Raw genomic sequence first — 20144 nt, forward strand, 5'->3', positions numbered from 1 at the left:
TCCACCTCTTCCGGCTACGCTCGCTCGCGGCTCCCATGAGCGTCCTCCACACTTCTGCACCAAGGCATCAGAGACTAATCTTTTCTTAATCTGCTAAGGAAATCTTAATTTATGGTGGTAACGGCGTCAACTTCATAGCTTGACTTTAAATGAGGCTTAAGCCACAGTGCGCCCGGCTGCATACAGCTGTTTTGGCATGTCGCGGCGGAGGCTCCACTCAAACTGGATGGGCTTCTCGCCCCTATGCGTAACGTAATCGACATTGCCCAAGAAGGTATACGCCGACGCAGTGTCTACCTTGTTCCGCTTAGTAAAACGCGTAGCGATGATGATATTGCCGTTGAGCTCATGGTGACGGATGTAGCGGTCAGCCATCGCGGACTTAAGCGATGTGGTGGATTGGGACTCCCAGTGCAAACGATCGGGTGCCAATGGGTAATCGCGGTAGTTTGTGGATGCGCTGACGTTGTCGTCTTTTTGGAATGTGACGAGGAAGAGGTCGGTGTTGGAGGCGTCGAAGCGGCGTACGCCCTCACGTGGCAGGTTCGCGAGCTTGCGCAACGGGCCATCATCCAGCGCGCCGACCAGTTCGGCAAGGCTGTAATCCGCGTGAGTCTCCAAGACGCTATTCGTCGACTTCTCTGGAATGACGCGGGAGCGGTCGAGCGTGAGCTGCATGACCTGAGTTACCTCAGCGATGAAGGAAGGACAGACGCGGATGATGTGCAGGGCCTCATCGAGGGATTCCGGCACCCTCGTATTTGAGTTAGCCCACAGCGCCAACACGAGCATGGTGGCATATCGGGTTTGCTCGGGAGTCATTTCCTTCTCGTTGGGACCGTCCGGAGAAACAAGAAGGCTATAGACCGCTACGCGGTGGGGATCATTGATGTGCAACAGCACGCGGATTCGGCTGAGAAGAAATTCTTCGTGCTTGTTCGTGGGGCTGGAGGGCAGTAGCTTTTCATCGCGCAGCAGTGTGGTCCACGTAATACCCTTGCGGCGGTAGATATCTTCCACCGGAACACCGGAGCTATTAATGAAACTAGCGAGATCGGTTGTGCCGTAATCAGAAATGAGCGCTCGTATCTTCTTAACGGAGTTACGGGCCAAGCGCTTGATGTTCTTGAGAACGCGCTCGGTCGTTACACGGTCCAGAGTGATGTTGGAGCCCGGCGGAGCAGTGGGGAAACCTTGTTCCACTTCCTTGGCGAGGTTCTTTCCACGTGCGGCAGTCAGCACTTTGAAACGCTGTTCGAAATCGAATTCTTCGTGCTGAACACCCAAGAAATCAAAGACGGTGCAGGCATTCTTTCCTTCGTGGAGGCGCAGACCGCGGCCTAGCTGTTGGGCAAAGAGCACCGGGCTTTGCGTCGGGCGCAGAAGCAGCAGCGTGTTGACGGCGGGGATATCAACGCCTTCGTTGAAGATATCGACCGCAAAGATGGTTTTAATGGTGCCTTGGCGGAGTTGCTCTATGGCGCGGCGACGCTCATCAACACTGAGCTTGCTACTGACCGCCAGGGAAGGGATACCGAACTGAGTGAATTGCTCCGCCATGTATTCGGCGTGGGCGATGGACACGCAGAAACCAAGGGCCTTCATGTCGGAGAGATCGAAGATGCGGCGATTGATTTCGTTGATGATAAACCGTGTGCGCTTTTCACCGGCCTTGATATAGAACTCGCTCAACTCCGAAACCTGGTAGTCCTTCTTGCCACGGTTCCAGGTCAAGCTCGTCAGGTCGGTATCATCGTCGACTCCGTAGTAGTGCAACGGGGCGAGGAGCTGGAGGCGTAACGCGTCCCAGAGACGAAGTTCATGAGCTACGCGGTAGTCAAAGTACTTTTGTACGTTTTCTCCATCGCCGCGCTCTGGTGTGGCCGTTAGCCCCAGGAGTTCACGCGGTTGCAGGTAGTCAAGTACTGCGCGGTAGGTCGGGGCCTCAGCATGGTGGAACTCGTCAATGACGACGACTTCAAAGTGCTCCGGTGCAATCTTTGATAGGCGCCTGCTATGCAGAGACTGGATGCTCGCAAAGACATGGTCCCACTCGTCGGGCTGCTTATCGCCGACGAGGAGCTCGCCAAAACCTGCGGTGCTAAGCACCTCGCGATAGGTCCGCTGGGCCTGGGTAAGAATCTCGCGTCGGTGGGCAATAAAAAGTAGTCGTGGCCTGCGCCCCAGTTTTTCGCTTAAGCGCCGGTAATCAAGTGCGGCCACAACAGTCTTGCCTGTGCCGGTAGCGGCAATGAGGAGGTTGCGGTGACGATCGTGAACTTCGCGCTCGGAGTCTAAAGCTTCGAGCATTTCTTCCTGGTAGGGGTAGGGCTCAACGCGAAGGCCGGACAGCTCGAGCTTCTCGCCGGGCTTTGATTCAAGGAATTTGGCGCTGTCGAGGGCCTCTTTGAGGCGCTCGTAGTCTTGGTCGGGATCAAACGCTTTGAAGTGAGTGTCGTACCAATAGCTGTCGAAGGTCTTGATGAACTTTTCGATGATCTCCGGCGTGGAGGAACGAGAGCCGCGGACGTTCCATTCCCAGCCGTCGACAAGCGCTGAGCGCGAGAGGTTCGAGCTACCTATGAAGGCGGTGTCGAATCCGGACTGACGGCGAAAGAGCCAGGCCTTGGCATGCAAGCGCGTGGTCTTGTGCTCATAGCAGATTCGGACTTCAGCGCCGTAGTCTTCCACGAGACGGCGCACGGCGGCGGCCTCGGTCGCCCCGCAGTACGTCGAAGTGATGACGCGTAGCGGGATCTGGCGATCCCTGAGGTACTCCAATTCATCGCTGATGACCGCAATGCCTGAAGTCTTGATGAAAGCACACAGCAGATCGACGGAGTCGGCCGTTCGGATCTCGCGGGCAATCTCGACCGACATATTCGTATCGTCCACGCTATTGGTGAACAAGGCACTGGAGTTGAGTGAGACCTCCGGGAGCTTTGGGGCCTCTTCGAGCTCTGATCTATAGATGGCGTAAAGCAGTTCCTCGGCGGAAATGGACTCATCTACCCCGAGGTGCTGCGCGAGCCCATTGATGAGGGCCACGCGCTCTTCAGGCTTAGATAGCTCTGTGAGCTTGTGCTCAAGGGCCTTGGCAAAATGCTGGGACACTGCCGCAGCGAAGCGCGGATTGACGTCTTTTGTGGATTCGTGGGCGATGCCCAGTGCAGCTGTGGGGCGAGCCCTCTTTGTTTCCTCGATCCGCTCCTGGATACGAGCGGTGACCGGGGTTTCATAGATGCCGAAAGGCAGGAGAGAATCGGAACTCATAGGCGCGAAGAAACCAGCTTGACGGCGGGGATGTCTGCAGGAGCCCAGTCGAGTTCCTGCGCCTCGGCAGGGGATACCCAGCGGATGGCATCGTGATCACTAAGAGTCAGGTCGCCGGACTCGATGGTGCAGAGGAACGTTGTGAGCTCGATGGTGGCGAAGTCGTACTCATAGACGGTCGTGGTGACCTTGTCACCCACGGTTGCGATGACGGACAGCTCTTCCTCGATTTCGCGTGCGAGAGCCTGCTTAGGTGTCTCGCCTTCTTCGATCTTGCCGCCTGGAAATTCCCACATGCCGGCTAGGGACTTTCCTGCAGCTTTGCGGCAGGCCAGGAATCGATTGCCGTCGACAAAGACGGCTCCGACAACACGAATCGGTGAACTCATGGGCACTAGTATGCCGGCTGGCCCGCGCCTTATCTAGGAATTTGCTTTCGTGGCAGCAGAAAAATGCGCCGTCACAATGTCATCAATCAACCGCGCGGCCAGCTTGGCGGTGTGGTTATCGGTGTCGAAGGTTGGGTTGAGCTCGACGACGTCGACAAGCGCGAGGCGTCCCGTGGCAGCGATGGTGAGTGCTAGTTCGCGGATGATGTTCACAGGAACGCCGAGGCCGGCGGGGGCGGAGACACCCGGCGCCTGGTGGGCGGGGAGGACGTCCAAGTCGATGGAGAGGTGGATGGGCTTGGTGCCGGCGCAGATGTCTTCGACGGTTTCGCGCAGTTCGGCGCGGTCCATGGTGAGTAGTTCCTCGTCGAGGACGACGGTGACGCCGAGGGCGGAGGCTTCGTCGAAAAGCACCGGCGTGTTGTTGGGGCGGGAGATTCCCAGGACGGAATAGTCGAAGTCCTCCCGGCCGACCAGCTCAGAAATCTGCTTGAACGGGGTGCCGGAGGTGGGCACGTCCGCGGTGCGGAGGTCGAAGTGCGCGTCCAGGTTGATGATCTGCAGAGGGCCTAGAGCCCTAAAGGCGCCGCGGTGGGAGCCGAAGGCGGTCTCATGGCCGCCGCCGAGGATGATAGGCAGGTGCCCGGCGCGCGAGAGTGTTTCCACCGCGTCGGAGAGGCGCTCGTGGGAGCCCTCCAAGTCGGTGCCCTGGGTGGTGATCGTGCCGGCGTCGTAAAGCGCATGCGTATGGTGCAGCGCCAGGGAACCCAGGGCGCTCCGCAGAGCGGCCGGGCCAGCAGCCGCGCCGGGGCGGCCATGGTTGCGTTCAACGCCCTCGTCGGAGGCAAAGCCGAGGAGTGCAATGCCGGGTTGGGCCTGGGGCTTGGCGACGTCCAGTGGGCGAACCACGCTGTGCCACCGCGCATGCTCAGGGCCCGGGCCATCGGAGCGGCCGGACCACTCGGGGGCAGGGGAGTAGGCGGGGGCATCAACGGTGTTCATAATTATCCTTTCGCGTCTGTTCCTTGTTGGGCTGTATCTTGTGGAGCTGTTCCCTGTGGGGAGCTCGCGGCGGCGCTGCGGCGGCCGGTGAGGTAGAAGATGGCGGTCATGAGGAGGATGAAGATAACACCCGTGGCGAGTGCAGGGCGGTACTGCTCCTGCCACACCATGATGCCAAAAGTGAAGATGATGAAGGCGATGGAGAAGTATTGGCCCCAGGGCCAGAAGGGGACGGTGTATTCCAGGCTGGCGCGTTCTGCGGTGGGCATTTGGCGGCGGGAGGCTACGTGGGCCAGGAGGATCATTAGCCACACGTAGATGGTGGCAAACGTGGCCAGGGAGGCGATGACCTCAAAGACGTTATCCGGGATGAGCGCGTTGAGTCCGGTGCCGATGATCATGACGATGAGCAAAATGATCATGGTCATGACTGGCACGCCCCGGGTCTTTTTAGCCATGACCTTCGGGGCGAGGTTCTGGCGCGCCAGGCCGGTAAGGACGTTGCCGGCGCCGAAGAGATCGGCATTGATGGCGGAGACTGCCGCGGTGATGACGACGACGTTGAGAGCGGCAGCAGCCCAGGTGACACCGAGGGTAGAGAAGATTTGGACGAAGGGGCTTTCCTCACCGGTGATGCTGCGCCAGGGGTTGATCATGAGGATGACCAGGATGGCCAAGACGTAGAAGAGCAGGATGCGCACCGGGATGGTGTTGACGGCCTTCGGCACGGACTTGGCGGGGTCTTCGGCCTCCGCGCTGGCCACGCCGACGATTTCCGTGCCGCCGAAGGCGAAAAGGACCAGGATGAAGGAGGCGACCATGCCGGAGACGCCGTTGGGGAAGAAGCCGCCATCGTTGACCAGGTTGGCCGGGCCGGTGGTCTCCGCGGTGGAGAGTCCGAAGACGAGCACGGCCACGCCACCTAGGATCATCGCGATGACGGCGCCGACCTTGACGATGGTGAAGGCGAATTCCAGCTCGCCGAAGGCCTTGACGGTGGCGAGGTTGGCGCCGCCGACGAGGAGAAGGGTGGCGGCGACCCAGACCCACTTGGGCGAGCCGGGGAACCAAAATTGCATGTAGACGCCGATGGCGGTGAGATCCGCCAGGGCCACGATGACCATTTCGAAAGCGAACATCCAGCCGGTGATATAGCCGGCCCAGGGGCCTAGGAAGGTGCGGGCGTATTCGGCGAAGGAGCCGGTAACAGGGTGGTGCACGGACATCTCACCGAGTGCGCGCAGGAGGAAGTAAACCACGGCGCCGCCGAGGAGGTAGACCAAGAGGACCGAGGGGCCGGCGGCTTGGATGGCGCCGGCGGAGCCGTAGAACAGGCCGGTGCCGATGGCCGAACCTAAGGCAATGAAGTGCAGGTGCCGGTGTTTCAAGCCGGGGCGCTTGGTGGTGGTTTCTGCCACGGGGATGCGTCCTCCTCTGTCCCCTGTATGGCGCTTGGTGGTCCTGGCGCCGCGGATTAAGGGGAGTAGTTGGTGCGGGTGGGTCTGGGAGCTACTTTCCTCTAGTTCAGACGTGGGGTCAATTTTGTGGTGGGGGTGGCGCGGTTGGGCGTATGGCGGGGGCCGCATTCTTTGCACGGGGGTGACGTGGGTGACATTTGTTTATGGTGCCGCTAGTATGTGGAAGACCTGCGTGTGGCTGTCGCGTGGGCATGGCTTAAAGCAATCGCCTTGTAGTGGCGTGTGTTTGCTTGGCGCGTTCGTGTAGTGGACGTGTTGTGGCCGTGCTAATGACGTGTAGTTTCCACCACCGTGAGGTAGAACATGAATTCTGAAGACGCAATCGTTGACGCCTTCTACGAGAGCGACGACGATGCCCCCTCCAAGAAGGGCATCTGGCGCCTCTTTGTCTACAGCGCTATTGGCGCTTTCGTATTCTTCTTTCCCATTAGCTACGACGGAAAGAAATCTATCCCGCTCGACCACATGGTCACCATCATCCGCACCTATGCCGATGTCCTAGTGTCTTGGTTCATCTTGGCGTTAGCGCTCTACGGTACGGTGCGCAGCATCGTGAATAAAAACTGGCGGGAGGGGCCACTGCAGGCGGTCTTTACCGCGCTCAACGTAGTGGGCCTAGTGGTTTCCTTCCTCATGGTCATCGGAAAGCTTCCCGGAGTGCTGGGTAACGAGGACATCGTGCCCTTCCTGTGGAACTCGATTGCCACGCCAGTCGGGCTCATCGTGCCCATCGGCGGCGCTTTCCTGGCCTTGCTCATCAGCTACGGCCTTTTGGAATTTGTGGGCGTGTTCATGCAGCCCATCATGCGTCCGCTGTGGCGCACGCCGGGGCGCTCCGCCATTGACGCGGTGGCCTCCTTCGTGGGCTCCTACTCTTTGGGAATCCTCATTACTGACCGCGTGTACCAGCGCGGTGGCTATACCGCGCGTGAGGCATCGATCATCGCGACGGGCTTCTCGACGGTCTCAGCCGCCTTCATGGTCATCGTGGCCAAGCAGCTCGACCTGATGGATATGTGGGGCATCTACTTCGCGGTATCCCTCGTGGTGACCTTCCTGGTTACGGCGATTACCGTGTGGATTCCGCCGCTGAGCAGGATTCCTGATGACTACGTCGATGGCGTAGAACCGGATCCGGAAAAGCCGGTAAAGGGCAATTTCTTTAAGGCCGCGTGGCGGGAGGCGCTGCTGGCGCTGGACCGCGCGCCCTCCCTAGGTGTTGCCATCTGGGAGAACCTGCGCGATGGCGTGCGCATGGCGTCCGCGATTGTGCCCTCCATCATGTCTGTGGGCCTGATTGGCCTGCTGCTGGCTAACTTCACGCCGCTCTTCGACTGGCTGGGTTACCTGTTCTACCCCTTCGCGTGGCTTGTCCAGCTGCCGGAGCCGGAGCTGGCGGGCAAGGCCGCGGCCATGGGTATTGCGGAGATGTTCCTGCCGGCGACGGCCGTGGCAGGCTCTGAAAGCATGGTGCTCAAGTTCGTCATCGGCGTGGTGGCTATCTCCGCCATCATCTTCTTCTCCGCGCTGGTGCCCTGCATTCTGGCCACCAAGATTCCGATCAAGCTCTGGCAGATCGTGGTCATCTGGTTCGAGCGCGTGGTGCTCACCATCATCATTACGACGCCGATTGCCTTCCTGGTGACTTAGCTGGGATGCACACGGGACTCATTAGAATGTGGGCCCATGAGTACCTCCCGAGTCCCGGCGGCGCGCAACGCGCTGGAGATCCTGCGGCTTTTGTCCACCATCGACGTGCCGATTTCCGCCGCGCGCATCCGCAGTGAGCTGGACCTGCCGCGCTCCACCACCTACCACCTGCTCAAGGAGATGGTGGATGCGGGATTCGTGGTACACCTGCCGGAAAACCAAACCTATGGGTTGGGGCTTGCTGCCTACTCGATGGCCGCGGCTTATGCCACGCAGCAGCCGCTCGTGCGGGCAACCCAGGGGCACCTCGAGCGGATTGCTAGCAGCGTTGGGGGATCGGGGCACCTATCGCGTTTGGCGGGTTCGGAGATTCTCTACCTCAACGAGGTGCGTGCGCCGGGGGCGCTGTCACTGGTCACAGAGAGGGGAGTGCGGCTGCAGGCACAACGCACGGCTTCTGGGCGGGCGATGCTGGCCCTGCTTCCGGAAGCGGAATGGAAGGCGGCGTTCTTTCCGGGTTCCTTAGGCTTTGGGGAATACAAGGAAATCCTGCGCCAGGTGCGCGAGCGCGGTTGGGCTGAAGAGGTTGAGGTGGTGGCGCGTGGGCAGGCGTCGGTAGGCGTGGCGGTGGTTGACCACGTGGGCAGGCCGGCAGCGGCGCTGGCGGTGACTTTCCCGGTGGGCACTGCCGACGCCACCGACGTCGCACAACAACTGCACGCGGCAGCACAGCAAGTGGCAAAGAGGATGTACGGGCGCCGTTAAAACGTAGTGCGCGGGGTATTGGCGCGCCGGGGAGCCTGTTGTACTATGAGCGCAACGCGTAAGGCTGTCGCGCGTATCACCATTTTTCTATTCTTGTGAAAGCAAGTACGTATTTTCGCGTGCCTTTTCTCCCCGCTGGTGGGTGAGGTGCGGGCAACGCGGCGACGTTAAAGGAGCCTTACATGTCTAATTCTTATCCCTCCACCGTGACCGTGGGAATCGGGGCGCTGAGCATCGAGGAGGTCGTGGCCGTTGCGCGTTATGGCGCGCCGGTAGAGATTTCCCAGGATGCGCTTGAGGAAATCGCCTCCACACGCGAGCGCGTCGAGGAGCTGGCGCAGGACCCGACTCCGGTCTATGGCATTTCCACCGGCTTCGGCGCCCTGGCCCGCCGTCACATTCCGGAGGAGATGCGCGCGCAGCTGCAGCTTTCGCTGGTGCGCTCGCATGCGGCGGGCACGGGCCCGGAGGTTGAGCAAGAGGTTGTCCGCGCGCTCATGTTGCTGCGCCTGTCCACCCTGTGTACTGGCCGGACCGGCGTGCGCCCGGTGGTGGCACAGACCTATGCCGCGGTGCTCAACGCCAACATCCACCCGGTGGTCCGCGAGTACGGCTCCTTGGGCTGCTCCGGCGACTTGGCCCCGCTGGCACACTGCGCGCTGGCGCTGTTGGGTGAGGGCGAGGTGCGCGTCGACGGCGGTGACATCACCCCGGCTGCCGAGGCCCTGGCTGCAGCGGGTATCGAGCCGCTCAAGCTGCGGGAGAAGGAAGGCCTAGCGCTCATTAACGGCACCGATGGCATGCTGGGCCAGCTCTGCCTGGCTATCACCGACCTACGCGAGTTGGCCAAGGCCGCGGATATCGCTACCGCGATGACGGTAGAGGGCCTGCTGGGTACCTTGGTGGTCTTTGCCGATGATCTGCAGCAGCTGCGCCCACATCCGGGCCAGGCAGATGCCGCAGCCAACATCCTTCAGGTTGCAGAAGGGTCGGAGATTCTCGCGGCCGCCCTCGAGGAATTCAAGAAGAAGCAGGTCCAGGACGCCTATTCGGTGCGCTGTGCGCCGCAGGTGGCCGGCGGTTTCCGTGATACTTTGGCACACACCGCCTTGGTGGCTGAGCGCGAGTTGGCCGCGGCCGTCGACAACCCAGTCGTGGCCAAGGACGGGCGCGTGGTCTCCAACGGCAACTTCCACGGCGCGCCGGTGGCCTATGCGCTGGACTTCCTGGCCATCGTCGTGGCCGACCTGGCCTCCATTTCTGAGCGCCGCACCGATCGCTTCCTCGACGTCGCTCGCAACCGCGGCCTCAACGCCTTCCTGGCCGATGACCCGGGTGTGGACTCTGGCCACATGATTGCGCAGTATGCGCAGGCGGGCATCGTCTCTGAGCTCAAGCGTTTGGCTAACCCGTCTTCGGCGGACTCCATCCCGTCTTCGGCCATGCAAGAGGATCACGTCTCCATGGGCTGGTCGGGTGCCCGCAAGCTGCGCAAGGCCGTGGACGGTCTGCAGCGCGTCCTCGCCATCGAAATCCTCACTGCAGCCCGCGCCATCGATATGCGTGAGGGACAGCCGGCTAAGGGCACTGGTGCGGTCATCGATGCGCTGCGCCAGACCGTGCAGGGTCCAGGCACCGACCGCTACCTCTCCCCGGAGATTGAGGAGACCGTGCGCCTAGTCAAGGAAGGTGCGCTGGTGGCCGCGGTAGAGGGGGCCGTCGGCAAGCTGCGCTAAACGCCTCCCGCCCCATGGCATGTGTCATGGGGCTTTCTCGTGCGCCCTTGATTTCAAAAGTGCAGACCTGGAAGTGCAGACCTGCTGGTCGTCGCAAAGCGCTGCCTTGCGCTGGACGACGCCCACCTGCATGAATGCACTTCCAGGTCTGCACTTTTAGGCTGGCACCGGATTACAGGTAGTGCGGCGGAGGTGAAGAACGGAAGCCTATCTGTGGCGAGGCACACAAAGCTGGGTTATGAGTAGTGCATGAACAATGAACAACTCTTTAACTTTTTAGACCAACATCTTATCGACCTTCGAAAACTACCCAATGATGATCCCCGGTGGAAGAAGGTGCATGCTGGCAAGGTGGCCAAAATGGCGTGGTGCTTCGTACTGCCGATGATGCATTGGCACGAACTCAAGCCGTGGCAGAAGGAGACCGCGAAGGCGTATGTGCTCGGGTTGACCTTACCCAAGGCGACATTAGTGGGAAAATCCGCTGCGCTTATTCACGGAATTCCCTTGGTCGTGCCACCCGCTGAGTGGGAGGCGACGCTGCCTTCGAACTCGGTACCTCCGCGCGCTAAAGCCAATGCCCGCTATCGCCGCATGGATTTGCGTGGCAATGAGACAGTTGTGCACGGGATTCGCGTGTCAACCCTAGAACGCACGGCCATTGATATTGCGCGGTTCTATGGATTTGAGGAGGGGCTCGTTGCCGTCGATGCCGTGCGGGCGCGCAATGTAGGTCAGTTCGGGATTAACGAGACGCTCGGCGCTATGGGGAGAGTTAAGGGTGTTGCCGCCGCGCGGCGGGCGGTTGCTGAAAGCGTCAATTGTGCGGAGTCACCGTGGGAATCCTATGCCCGTGCCCTGATTCTTGCGGCGGACTACCCGGAGTTGCGCTGGGTTAAGGCGCAATATGTGATTGAAAAGTATCGAGCGGATCTGGTCATTAATGGGTGGCTCGTGATTGAGATTGACGGGAACGTCAAGTACAGGAACGAGATTGAAGAGGTGATTCGCGCGGAACACCGGCGCCAGCAAGCCATCCTCAACAAGGGGTACATCGTCTTGAGATTTAGCCCAGAACAACTGAGCTCGCGGCCGGACTATTTCCAGGAGACAGTGGGCAAGCACCTGGCGCGCGGCCCGCGCTTGTAAAAGTGCAGACCTGGAAGTGCAGACCTACTGGTCGTCGCAAAGCAGTGCCCTCGCGCTTGACGACGCCCACCTGCATGAATGTACTTCCAGGTCTGCACTTTTGGATTTGGCTTTGGCGGAGGCTCGGGGTATCAGTGTCATGCCGCGGGCGCGGCGGGGCGTGTGGCTTGGCAGGCACAGTACCGGTTGCGCGACAGTCTTGTATCTGAGACAGTCGGCCTGAAAGAGTGCTAGTTCATGGTCTTGGGTCACAGTAACTTGTCCTGTGTGACGCTGACCAAGCCCTAGAAGGGACAGCCCCGGGAAACCGGCCTTGAGGGGTTTGGGAGGGCGTCGAAAAGCACGAGCGAAAGGAAGTCATGTCTGAACCCCGCGAAGTACGCGCCCCGCGCGGAACCGAAATCACCGCCAAGTCTTGGCAGACCGAAGCCCCGCTGCGCATGCTCATGAACAACCTCGACCCCGAGGTTGCCGAGCGCCCCGAGGACCTCGTGGTCTACGGCGGCACCGGCCGTGCAGCCCGCAGCTGGGAAGCATTTGATGCCATCGTGGAGTCGCTTAAGGATCTCGAGTCCGATGAGACGCTGCTGGTGCAGTCCGGCAAGCCGGTGGGTATTTGGAAGACCAACGAGTGGGCGCCGCGCGTGCTCATTGCGAATTCCAACCTGGTCGGTGACTGGGCCAACTGGGAGCACTTCCGCAAGCTCGAAGATGAGGGCCTGATGATGTACGGCCAGATGACGGCCGGCTCCTGGATTTACATCGCTACCCAGGGCATCCTGCAGGGTACTTTTGAGACCTTCGCGGCCGTGGCCAAGAAGCGCTTCAACGGCACGCTCGCTGGCACCTTCACCCTCACCGGTGGCTGCGGCGGCATGGGCGGCGCACAGCCACTGTCCGTGACCTTGAACGGCGGCGCCTGCCTCATCGTCGATGTTGACGAGACCCGCCTGAAGCGCCGCCAGTCCAAGCGCTACCTCGATGAGGTCGTCACCGACCTGGATGAGGCCCTCAAGCTGGTGCTCGACGCCAAGGAAAACAAGAAGCCGCTGTCCGTGGGCCTGGTAGGCAATGCCGCCGAGGTCTTCCCGGAGGTGCTGCGCCGCCAGCGCGCGGGCGAGTTCACCGTGGACATCGTCACGGACCAGACCTCCGCGCACGACCCGCTGAGCTACCTGCCCACCGAGATCACGGTGGAGGATTGGCACAACGAGGCCAAGGCGGACCCGACCACCTTCACCAAGAAGGCCCGCGAGGCCATGGCCGCTCAGGTCCAGGCCATGGTGGAATTCCAGGACGAGGGCGCCGAGGTCTTCGACTACGGCAACTCCATCCGCGACGAGGCCCGCAAGGCCGGCTACCAGCGCGCTTTCGAGTTCCCGGGCTTCGTCCCGGCCTATATCCGCCCGCTCTTCTGCGAGGGTCTCGGCCCGTTCCGCTGGGCAGCGCTCTCCGGCGATCCGGAGGATATCAAGGTCACTGACCAGGCGCTCAAGGAGCTCTTCCCGGACAACGAGCACCTGCACAACTGGCTCGATGCCGCCGAGGAGTACGTGGAGTTCGAGGGCCTGCCGGCACGTATTTGCTGGCTGGGCTACAACGAGCGCCACAAGGCTGGCTTGCTCTTTAACGACCTGGTCAAGGAAGGCAAGATCAAGGCTCCGATCGTCATCGGCCGCGACCACCTGGACTCCGGCTCCGTGGCCTCTCCGTACCGCGAGACCGAGGCCATGCTCGATGGCACCGACGCCGTGGCTGACTGGCCGCTGCTCAATGCCATGACCGCAGTCTCCTCCGGTGCCACCTGGGTGTCCCTCCACCACGGCGGTGGCGTCGGCATGGGTCGCTCCATCCACGCGGGCCAGGTCACCGTGGCCGATGGTACTGAGCTGGCCGCCGCCAAGCTGCGCGCGGTGCTGACCAACGACCCGGGCATGGGCGTTATCCGCCACGTGGATTCCGGTTACACTCGCGCCAAGGAAGTCGCCGACGAGCGCGGCGTGCGCATCCCGATGGAATTCAAGGCCCGCGACTAGATACGAGAGGAAAAGAAGATCATGTCCACCCTGTTTACTGGAATCTCAGAGCTGCGCACGGTGTCGGAGGCCGGCACGCTTGCCGACGCCTCCCTCATCGCCAACACCGACGGCACCATCGCCTGGATCGGACCGGCCTCCGAGGCGCCAGCCGCGGACGAGAAGGTCGACCTAGGCGGCCGCGCAGTTCTGCCGGGCTGGGTGGATTCCCATACCCACATGATCTTCGACGGCGACCGCTCCGCCGAGTTCGAAGCCCGCATGGCGGGCGAGTCTTACCAAGCCGGCGGCATCGCCGTGACCATGGACGCAACCCGCTCGGCGGGGGAGGAGCGCCTGGAAAAGCTCCTGGTGGAGCGCATCGCTGCCGCCCGTCGCGGCGGTACGACGACTTTGGAGACGAAGACCGGTTACGGCCTCAACACCGCCTCCGAGGTCGAGGCTGCTCGCGTGGCGGCCCGCCACGTCGATGACGTGACTTTCCTCGGCGCGCACCTCGTGCCGCCGGGAGCGGAGGCTGAGACTTACCTCGACGAGGTCGTGGGCCCGATGCTCGACGGCGTGGCCGAGCACGTGCAGTGGATCGACGTCTTCTGTGAGCGCGGTGCTTTCGATGAGGAGCAGTCGCGCCGCGTGCTCGAGGCTGGCAAGGCTCGGGGATTGGGTGTGCGCGTGCACGGCAACCAGCTGGGCGAGGGTCCAGGCGTGGCGCTCGCTGTGGAGTTGGGAGCGGCCTCCGTGGATCACGTCAACTACCTCAGCGATGCCGATGTTGAGGCGCTGGCCTCCTCCGAGACGGTGGCTACGCTGCTGCCGGCCTGCGATCTGTCCACGCGTGAGCCGCTGGCGCCGGGCCGCAAGCTTATTGATGCCGGCGCGACCGTCGCCATCGCCTCCAACCTCAACCCGGGCACCTCGTACACGTCCTCGATGAACTTCTGCGTGACCACGGCAGTGCTTCAGCAGCACCTGACCCTGGATGAGGCCATCGCCGCCGGCACGTTGGGCGGCGCCACCGCGCTGCGCCGCCAAGACGTTGGCGAGGGCAAGGACGCGAAGGGCCGCCCGGCCAAGGGCTCGCTGGTGGTCGGTGCCGCCGCTGACCTACACGTGCTTGATGCTCCCAGCGCTATCCACTTGGCCTACCGTCCGGGCATGCCGATGACGTTCAAGACCTTCGTCGGCGGCCGCGAGGTCTAGGCGCAGATCGCGTCTGGCCCGCGCGTTGATTACGTGTGGCCTGCGCGTTGGGCGTGCTAGGGCTAAACCCAGCCGCAAAGGCACCTTTTGAGGGGCACCTTATGAAGGAAACCGCATGCTTTATCCTGGGGTTTTATCTTTCGAAAGCCGCAAATGGTGCCTTTAGTTTGGTTCCTTTGGCCTTTCGTCGAGCCTTGGGATTCGGGGGTTGGGGGGGCTGATCCAAAGGTTGCAGAGCGCTCCTCACGAGTTGCTGTGTGGGTTTTAAGGGGGCTGAAGCTCAAAGGAGACTGGGGCGCAGCATGGGGTAGCAGCAGGCCGTGGGGAGAAATAGCTAATCTCACCGCAGTGCCGTACTCTGGTTTGAGCAATGAGCATTACCGATAACGCCACCGGCGGCGTCAACGAGCCGGAAGAATTCAATAAGTCGGAATCTCAGGAAAACTCGCAAGGTGGCGAAGCATTGGACGCTTCGCAGGTGTCGAACCAGGACACCGGGGCTGCGAATAACCCTGAGGACACCGGCGCTGAAGAAACTTCAGCCAACGACAACTCCCAGGGTTTTGCACACCTCGGCCTTCCCGATGACGTTCAGGAAGCCGTGTCCAAGGTGGGCTTTACCAAGCCATCCCCAATTCAGGAAGAAACCATCCCGATCCTCATGGAGGGCCGCGACGTCGTCGGCCTGGCTCAGACGGGTACGGGTAAGACCGCGGCCTTCGCGCTGCCGGTTCTCTCCCAGATCGATACCGAGGCCCGCTACCCGCAGGCTTTGGTCCTCGCGCCCACGCGCGAGCTGGCCCTCCAGGTTGCGGATTCTTTCCAGTCCTTCGCCGACCACTTGGGCCGCATCGAAGTTCTGCCTATCTACGGTGGCCAGGCTTATGGCATTCAGCTCTCCGGGCTGCGCCGTGGCGCCCAGATCATCGTGGGCACCCCGGGCCGCGTCATCGACCACCTGGAGAAGGGCTCCCTGGACATTTCGCAGCTGCGCTTCCTCGTCCTCGATGAGGCGGACGAGATGCTCAACATGGGCTTCCAGGAAGACGTCGAGCGCATTCTTGAGGACACCCCGGAAGACAAGCAGGTCGCACTCTTCTCGGCCACCATGCCGAACTCGATTCGCCGCCTGTCCAAGCAGTACCTCAACAACCCCGCTGAGGTCACTGTGAAGTCGGAGCGCCGCACGAATGACAACATCACGCAGCGCTTCCTGCTGACCCCGCACCGCCACAAGATGGATGCCTTCACCCGTATCCTCGAGGTCATTGACTACGACGCCATCATCGTCTTCTGCCGCACCAAGCACGCGACCGAGGACGTGGCCGATAGCCTCAAGGAGGCCGGCTACAACGCTGCCGCCATCAACGGCGATATTGCCCAGCAGCAGCGTGAGCGCACCGTCGATCAGCTCAAGGATGGCCGCCTCGACATCCTCGTGGCTACCGACGTGGCTGCTCGTGGTCTCGATGTTGACCGCATTACCCACGTGGTCAACTACGACATCCCGAATGACACCGAGTCCTACGTGCACCGCATCGGCCGTACCGGCCGTGCTGGCCGCACTGGTGAAGCCATCCTGTTTGTCACCCCGCGTGAGCGCCGCATGCTGCGCTCCATCGAGCGCGTGACCAACGCCCGCTTGGAGGAGATGGATCTCCCGACCGCGGATGAGGTCAACGCCAAGCGCAAGGAGAAGTTCTTCGCTTCCATCGGCGCCTCCCAGCAGGACAAGCAGTTCGACTTCTTCCGCGACATGGTGCGCGAGTACTCAGCAGCAGAGAACGTGGCGATGGATGATATCGCCGCCGCCTTGGCTGTGCAGCTGCAGGGCGGGACGGACTTCCTGCTCAAGGAGCGCCCGGTATCCAAGAAGGACCGTCGCGAGCGCGATCGCTTTGAACGCGACGGCCGTGGGCGCGATCGTGGTGACCGTGGCCGTGACCGCGGCGGCCGCGAGCGTGACCGTGGCCCGCGCCGCCCGGATGGGGACTTTGAGACGTACCGGCTGGACGTCGGCAAGCGCCAGAACGTGCGCCCCGGCGCCATCGTGGGTGCGTTGGCCAATGAGGGTGGCCTGTCCTCTAAGGACTTCGGCCGCATCACCATCGCGGTGGGCCACACCTTGGTGGACCTGCCGAAGAACCTGGACCCGGCGGTGCTGGAGCGTCTGAAGGACACCCGCATCTCCGGACAGCTCATCAAGATCCAGAAGGATACCGGCCGCCCGCCACGCCGGAACTACGATGACGACCGTGGCCGTGGCGGTTACGGCGGACGTGGTCGTGGCGGACGCGGTGAGCGTGGCGGATACCGCGACCGTGACCGCGGTGGACATGGCTGCGACCGTGGTGGGCGCCGCGGCGGCTGGCGTGACTAGGTTCCGTTCAGCGCCGCAGCGGCCTTAAAGCTGCACGAGAAAACCTCCCGAACTCATGCGAGTTGGGAGGTTTTCGCTGTTTAGGTCTAAACCTGCGGGATTAGACGTACATCAGGATGGCGCAGATAACCCACAGCAGGTTGAAGATGCCGGAGAACATAGACAGCTGCTTCTTCAGCTTGGTCACGTCCGCGGAGCCGGGGTTCGCAATCGCAGCCATGGCCTGGTTCTGCTTCGGGATAACCACGACGAGCAGAATGACCCAAGCGATGACGGAAAGCAACAGGGCGATGTGGAACTGGACCTCGGACTTGTAAGTGGCCAGGTCAGTAAGGAAGACCGCCAGACCGATGACCGGAACGATGGCGGAAATGTAGCCATAGGTCGAGGTGATCTTGTTGAGGATGCCGGCGGCACCAGCGGCCGAAGCATCACCGGCGCCAGCCTTTGCCAGCTGGGCTGGGAAGACCGAGGTGGAGATACACACGGTACCGACCAACAAGATAGCGGCGAAGGCGTGGAGGAAAATAAGCAAGCTTGTCATGGGGAGTGCGCTTTACCTTTCTGTACGGGGCTTTTCCCAGCGAAAGTCTAACGGTGCTGTGAGATGAAATCGAATCGGCATTGGTAGCGCATGACCGCATAATCGCGGGAGGGAAGCGGGAGTTGGTACTTGCGCGCCACCGCGGCAAGGCGCTGCGAGTAGTCGCAACGATCAGCCGGTGGGAGCCAGTCCGCCGGTAAGGAATCGGACTTGGCCTGGTTCAAGTTGCGGGCGGTAGCGACGAGGTTGAGCGGATCGTTGGCGAAGGCCATCTTCTTATCGCGCGGCCAGGCTGACGCGCCGAGATCCCAGGCAGCGGAGAGCGGAAAAACGTGGTCGACTTCCACTCGCGCCGGTGCCGGGGCGCGGGCATAAGGGTCGTAGAGGGTGCCGCCGATGGTTTGCGCTTCTTTGACATTATCGCGGGTTCCCGGCGCCCAGCCGCCGAAATCATCGCGGTCATAGCCAGGGGCCTCCACGCGTGCAGGCACGGTGGCCACACCCAGGTCTGGGCCGGGGAGGAGGTGGTAGCCGCCGTAGGCCACCGTGGCGATGGAGAGGAAACCGATATAAGCCGCGCGCAGGTTCATGCACTTTTAGACTGCTGGGATGTATAGGCGGTTCCCGTATAGGCAGGAAGAAGCACGTGGCTGCAGAAACGGGTTAGGTGGGGCAGCCACAAGGCATCTTCTAAAAGGCATTAGTAAGAAGGTTTCTTTGGGGGCAAAGACATCTTTTAGGGGCTCGTACACGGCGTTCTCAAGGCAAAGGCACCTTTTGAGAAATGCCTTTTGAGTAGAGCCTTTTGAGTAGAGAGCATGTAGAGCCACCGAGCCAATCACAAGCGAAACCCCGCCCCAGCAGTTGGTCTGAACTGCTGTAGGCGGGGGCTTGTTCGGAAGAATTCGGGGGAGGAGAAGAGCGGGTTACTTCTGAACCTTCTCTGCTGCCTCCTCGAAGTCCAAGTCATCGTTTTCTTCAACGAGCTTGGCCAAGCGGGAAGCCTCCTCGAACTCCTGGGTGACCTTCTCATCCGGAGCCTTGGTGGCCAGCGAAACGCCGACAGTCACGAGCAGAGCGGAGATGAAGCCCGGTACCAGCTCGTAGAGGGTATCGCCCAGCGGGCTCATGCCCCAGCCGATAGCCACGACGGCACCGGTGATCATGCCGGCGATGGCACCGGTGGAGTTGAGGCGCTTCCAGTACAGCGACAGCAGCACCAGCGGGCCGAAAGCGGAGCCGAAGCCAGCCCAGGCGAAGCCAACCAGACCCAGAATCGAGTCGGAGGGGTTGATAGCCAGCACAGCAGCGATGACAGCGATGGCCACGACGGCGGTGCGGGACAGGTTGATCAGAACTTCCTGGCGCGGCTTCTTCTTAGCGAAGATGAGGTAGAGGTCCTCAATAAGCGAGGTGGAGACCACCAGCATCTGAGAAGACATGGTGGACATGATGGCCGCCAGAACGGCGGTCAGAACCAGACCAGCAAAGAGCGGGTGGAACATAACCTGCGCCATGTCCAGGAAGATGGTCTCGTAGTTCTCCTGGTCGGTGATGGAGTGGTTGGTCTCAGTGAAGAAGACCGTGCCGGAGAGCGCGACGAAGATGGCTCCGATCAGGGAGATGCCCATCCAGCTCACACCGTAGAAGCGGCCCGCGCGAGCGTCGGAAGGCTTGCGCAGCGCCATGAAGCGCACGATGATGTGCGGCTGGCCAAAGTAGCCCAGGCCCCAGGCCAGGTTGCCGATGATGACGGCAGCGGATACACCGGAGAACAGGGAGAAGTAATTGGGGTTCTCAATCACGCCACCGGTGGCGTAGGGGTTCTCAGCGGCGAAGCTGAAGATATCGCCCGGGTTGTCCAAGGAGAAGAGCACCATGATCGGCACGATGATGAGGGAGGCGAACATGAGCAGGCCCTGGACGGTATCGGTGTAGGACACCGCGAGGAAGCCGCCGACGAAGGTGTAGAAGACCGTCACGGCAGCCACGACAAGCATGCCGACCATGTAGTCACCGCCGAAGCTGGACTCGAAGTAACGGCCGCCAGCCACCATGCCGGAGGACACATAGAAGGTGAAGAAGAAAATAATGATCGCCGCCGCGATAATGCGCAGCAGGCGCGACTTATCGTGCAGGCGGTTCTCAAAGAAGGAGGGCACGGTAATAGAGTTGCCGGCAATTTCGGAGTAGGAGCGCAGACGCGGCGCAACCCACTTCCAGTTGGCCCAAGCACCAATGAGGAGGCCGATTGCCATCCACAGCTCGGACATACCGGTCAGGAACAAAGCGCCCGGCAGGCCCATGAGCAGCCAGCCGGACATATCGGAGGCGCCGGCGGACAGGGCGGCTACGAACGGGTGAAGGCCGCGGCCGGCGAGAACGTAGTCGTCATACTCATCCGTCTGCTTGTAGCTCCAGAAGCCAATAGCGGCCATGGCAAGCAGGTAGATGATCATCGCAACGACATACCAAGTGGAGTCTTGCACTGATCTCTCCTTGAGATTGAGGTTAAAGAATAGGACTCACCCACGCTAACGAG

At 61.5% G+C, this 20144-nt stretch carries 14 protein-coding genes; 7 read left to right on the forward strand and 7 right to left on the reverse strand.

Annotated elements, in window-relative coordinates; all coding sequences use genetic code 11:
- Positions 1–156 precede the first annotated feature (156 nt).
- Genes CAURI_RS05340 through CAURI_RS05355 form a run of 4 tightly spaced genes read right to left on the reverse strand, consistent with a single transcriptional unit; the run spans position 157 to position 6082 of the window.
- Positions 157–3273, reverse strand: coding sequence for a DUF3427 domain-containing protein (locus CAURI_RS05340; RefSeq protein ID WP_010187189.1), 3117 nt, complete (start codon positions 3271–3273; stop codon positions 157–159).
- Complete coding sequence (locus tag CAURI_RS05345; RefSeq protein WP_012714984.1) at positions 3270–3662, reverse strand: (deoxy)nucleoside triphosphate pyrophosphohydrolase; 393 nt, start codon at positions 3660–3662, stop codon at positions 3270–3272. The genes CAURI_RS05340 and CAURI_RS05345 overlap by 4 nt, the downstream gene beginning before the upstream one ends.
- Positions 3663–3695: 33 nt before the next feature.
- The gene (gene hutG, locus CAURI_RS05350; RefSeq protein ID WP_010187185.1) at positions 3696–4664 is read right to left on the reverse strand and encodes a formimidoylglutamase; all 969 of its coding nucleotides are present in this window, start codon (positions 4662–4664) and stop codon (positions 3696–3698) included.
- A gap of 2 nt (positions 4665–4666) precedes the next feature.
- The gene (locus CAURI_RS05355) at positions 4667–6082 is read right to left on the reverse strand and encodes an amino acid permease (protein ID WP_010187183.1); all 1416 of its coding nucleotides are present in this window, start codon (positions 6080–6082) and stop codon (positions 4667–4669) included.
- Positions 6083–6445: 363 nt separating this feature from the next.
- Here CAURI_RS05355 and CAURI_RS05360 point away from each other — a divergent pair, with 363 nt between their 5' ends.
- The 7 genes from CAURI_RS05360 (at position 6446) to CAURI_RS05390 (ending at position 17058) form a co-directional block, all read left to right on the forward strand.
- Positions 6446–7792, forward strand: coding sequence for a YjiH family protein (locus CAURI_RS05360; protein ID WP_010187181.1), 1347 nt, complete (start codon positions 6446–6448; stop codon positions 7790–7792).
- Positions 7793–7828: 36 nt separating this feature from the next.
- Entirely contained in the window at positions 7829–8557 is a 729-nt protein-coding gene (locus CAURI_RS05365; protein ID WP_010187179.1) for an IclR family transcriptional regulator, read from the forward strand.
- 182 nt (positions 8558–8739) lie between these two features.
- Positions 8740–10293 carry a histidine ammonia-lyase gene (hutH, locus tag CAURI_RS05370; RefSeq protein ID WP_010187177.1) on the forward strand — a complete coding sequence of 518 codons (1554 nt, stop codon included), beginning with the start codon at positions 8740–8742 and terminating at the stop codon, positions 10291–10293.
- A 249-nt stretch (positions 10294–10542) separates the two neighbouring features.
- Entirely contained in the window at positions 10543–11442 is a 900-nt protein-coding gene (locus tag CAURI_RS05375; RefSeq protein ID WP_010187175.1) for an endonuclease domain-containing protein, read from the forward strand.
- Between the two features lie 359 nt (positions 11443–11801).
- Complete coding sequence (locus tag CAURI_RS05380) at positions 11802–13478, forward strand: urocanate hydratase (protein ID WP_010187173.1); 1677 nt, start codon at positions 11802–11804, stop codon at positions 13476–13478.
- A gap of 21 nt (positions 13479–13499) precedes the next feature.
- Positions 13500–14678, forward strand: coding sequence for an imidazolonepropionase (gene hutI / locus CAURI_RS05385; protein WP_010187171.1), 1179 nt, complete (start codon positions 13500–13502; stop codon positions 14676–14678).
- A gap of 370 nt (positions 14679–15048) precedes the next feature.
- Positions 15049–17058, forward strand: a complete 2010-nt coding sequence (locus CAURI_RS05390; protein ID WP_010187165.1) for a DEAD/DEAH box helicase — start codon at positions 15049–15051, stop codon at positions 17056–17058.
- A gap of 100 nt (positions 17059–17158) precedes the next feature.
- On the opposite strand, the gene CAURI_RS05395 is transcribed toward CAURI_RS05390, so the two are convergent.
- The 3 genes from CAURI_RS05395 to putP form a co-directional block, all read right to left on the reverse strand.
- A complete protein-coding gene (locus tag CAURI_RS05395; RefSeq protein ID WP_010187164.1) occupies positions 17159–17602 on the reverse strand; it encodes a hypothetical protein in 444 nt (147 codons plus the stop codon).
- Between the two features lie 47 nt (positions 17603–17649).
- Positions 17650–18192 carry an HNH endonuclease family protein gene (locus CAURI_RS05400; RefSeq protein ID WP_010187162.1) on the reverse strand — a complete coding sequence of 181 codons (543 nt, stop codon included), beginning with the start codon at positions 18190–18192 and terminating at the stop codon, positions 17650–17652.
- A 336-nt stretch (positions 18193–18528) separates the two neighbouring features.
- The gene (gene putP / locus CAURI_RS05405) at positions 18529–20091 is read right to left on the reverse strand and encodes a sodium/proline symporter PutP (protein WP_010187160.1); all 1563 of its coding nucleotides are present in this window, start codon (positions 20089–20091) and stop codon (positions 18529–18531) included.
- Between the last annotated feature and the right edge of the window lie 53 nt (positions 20092–20144).

It is taken from the genome of Corynebacterium aurimucosum ATCC 700975 (assembly GCF_000022905.1).
Lineage (GTDB): Bacteria > Actinomycetota > Actinomycetes > Mycobacteriales > Mycobacteriaceae > Corynebacterium > Corynebacterium aurimucosum_F.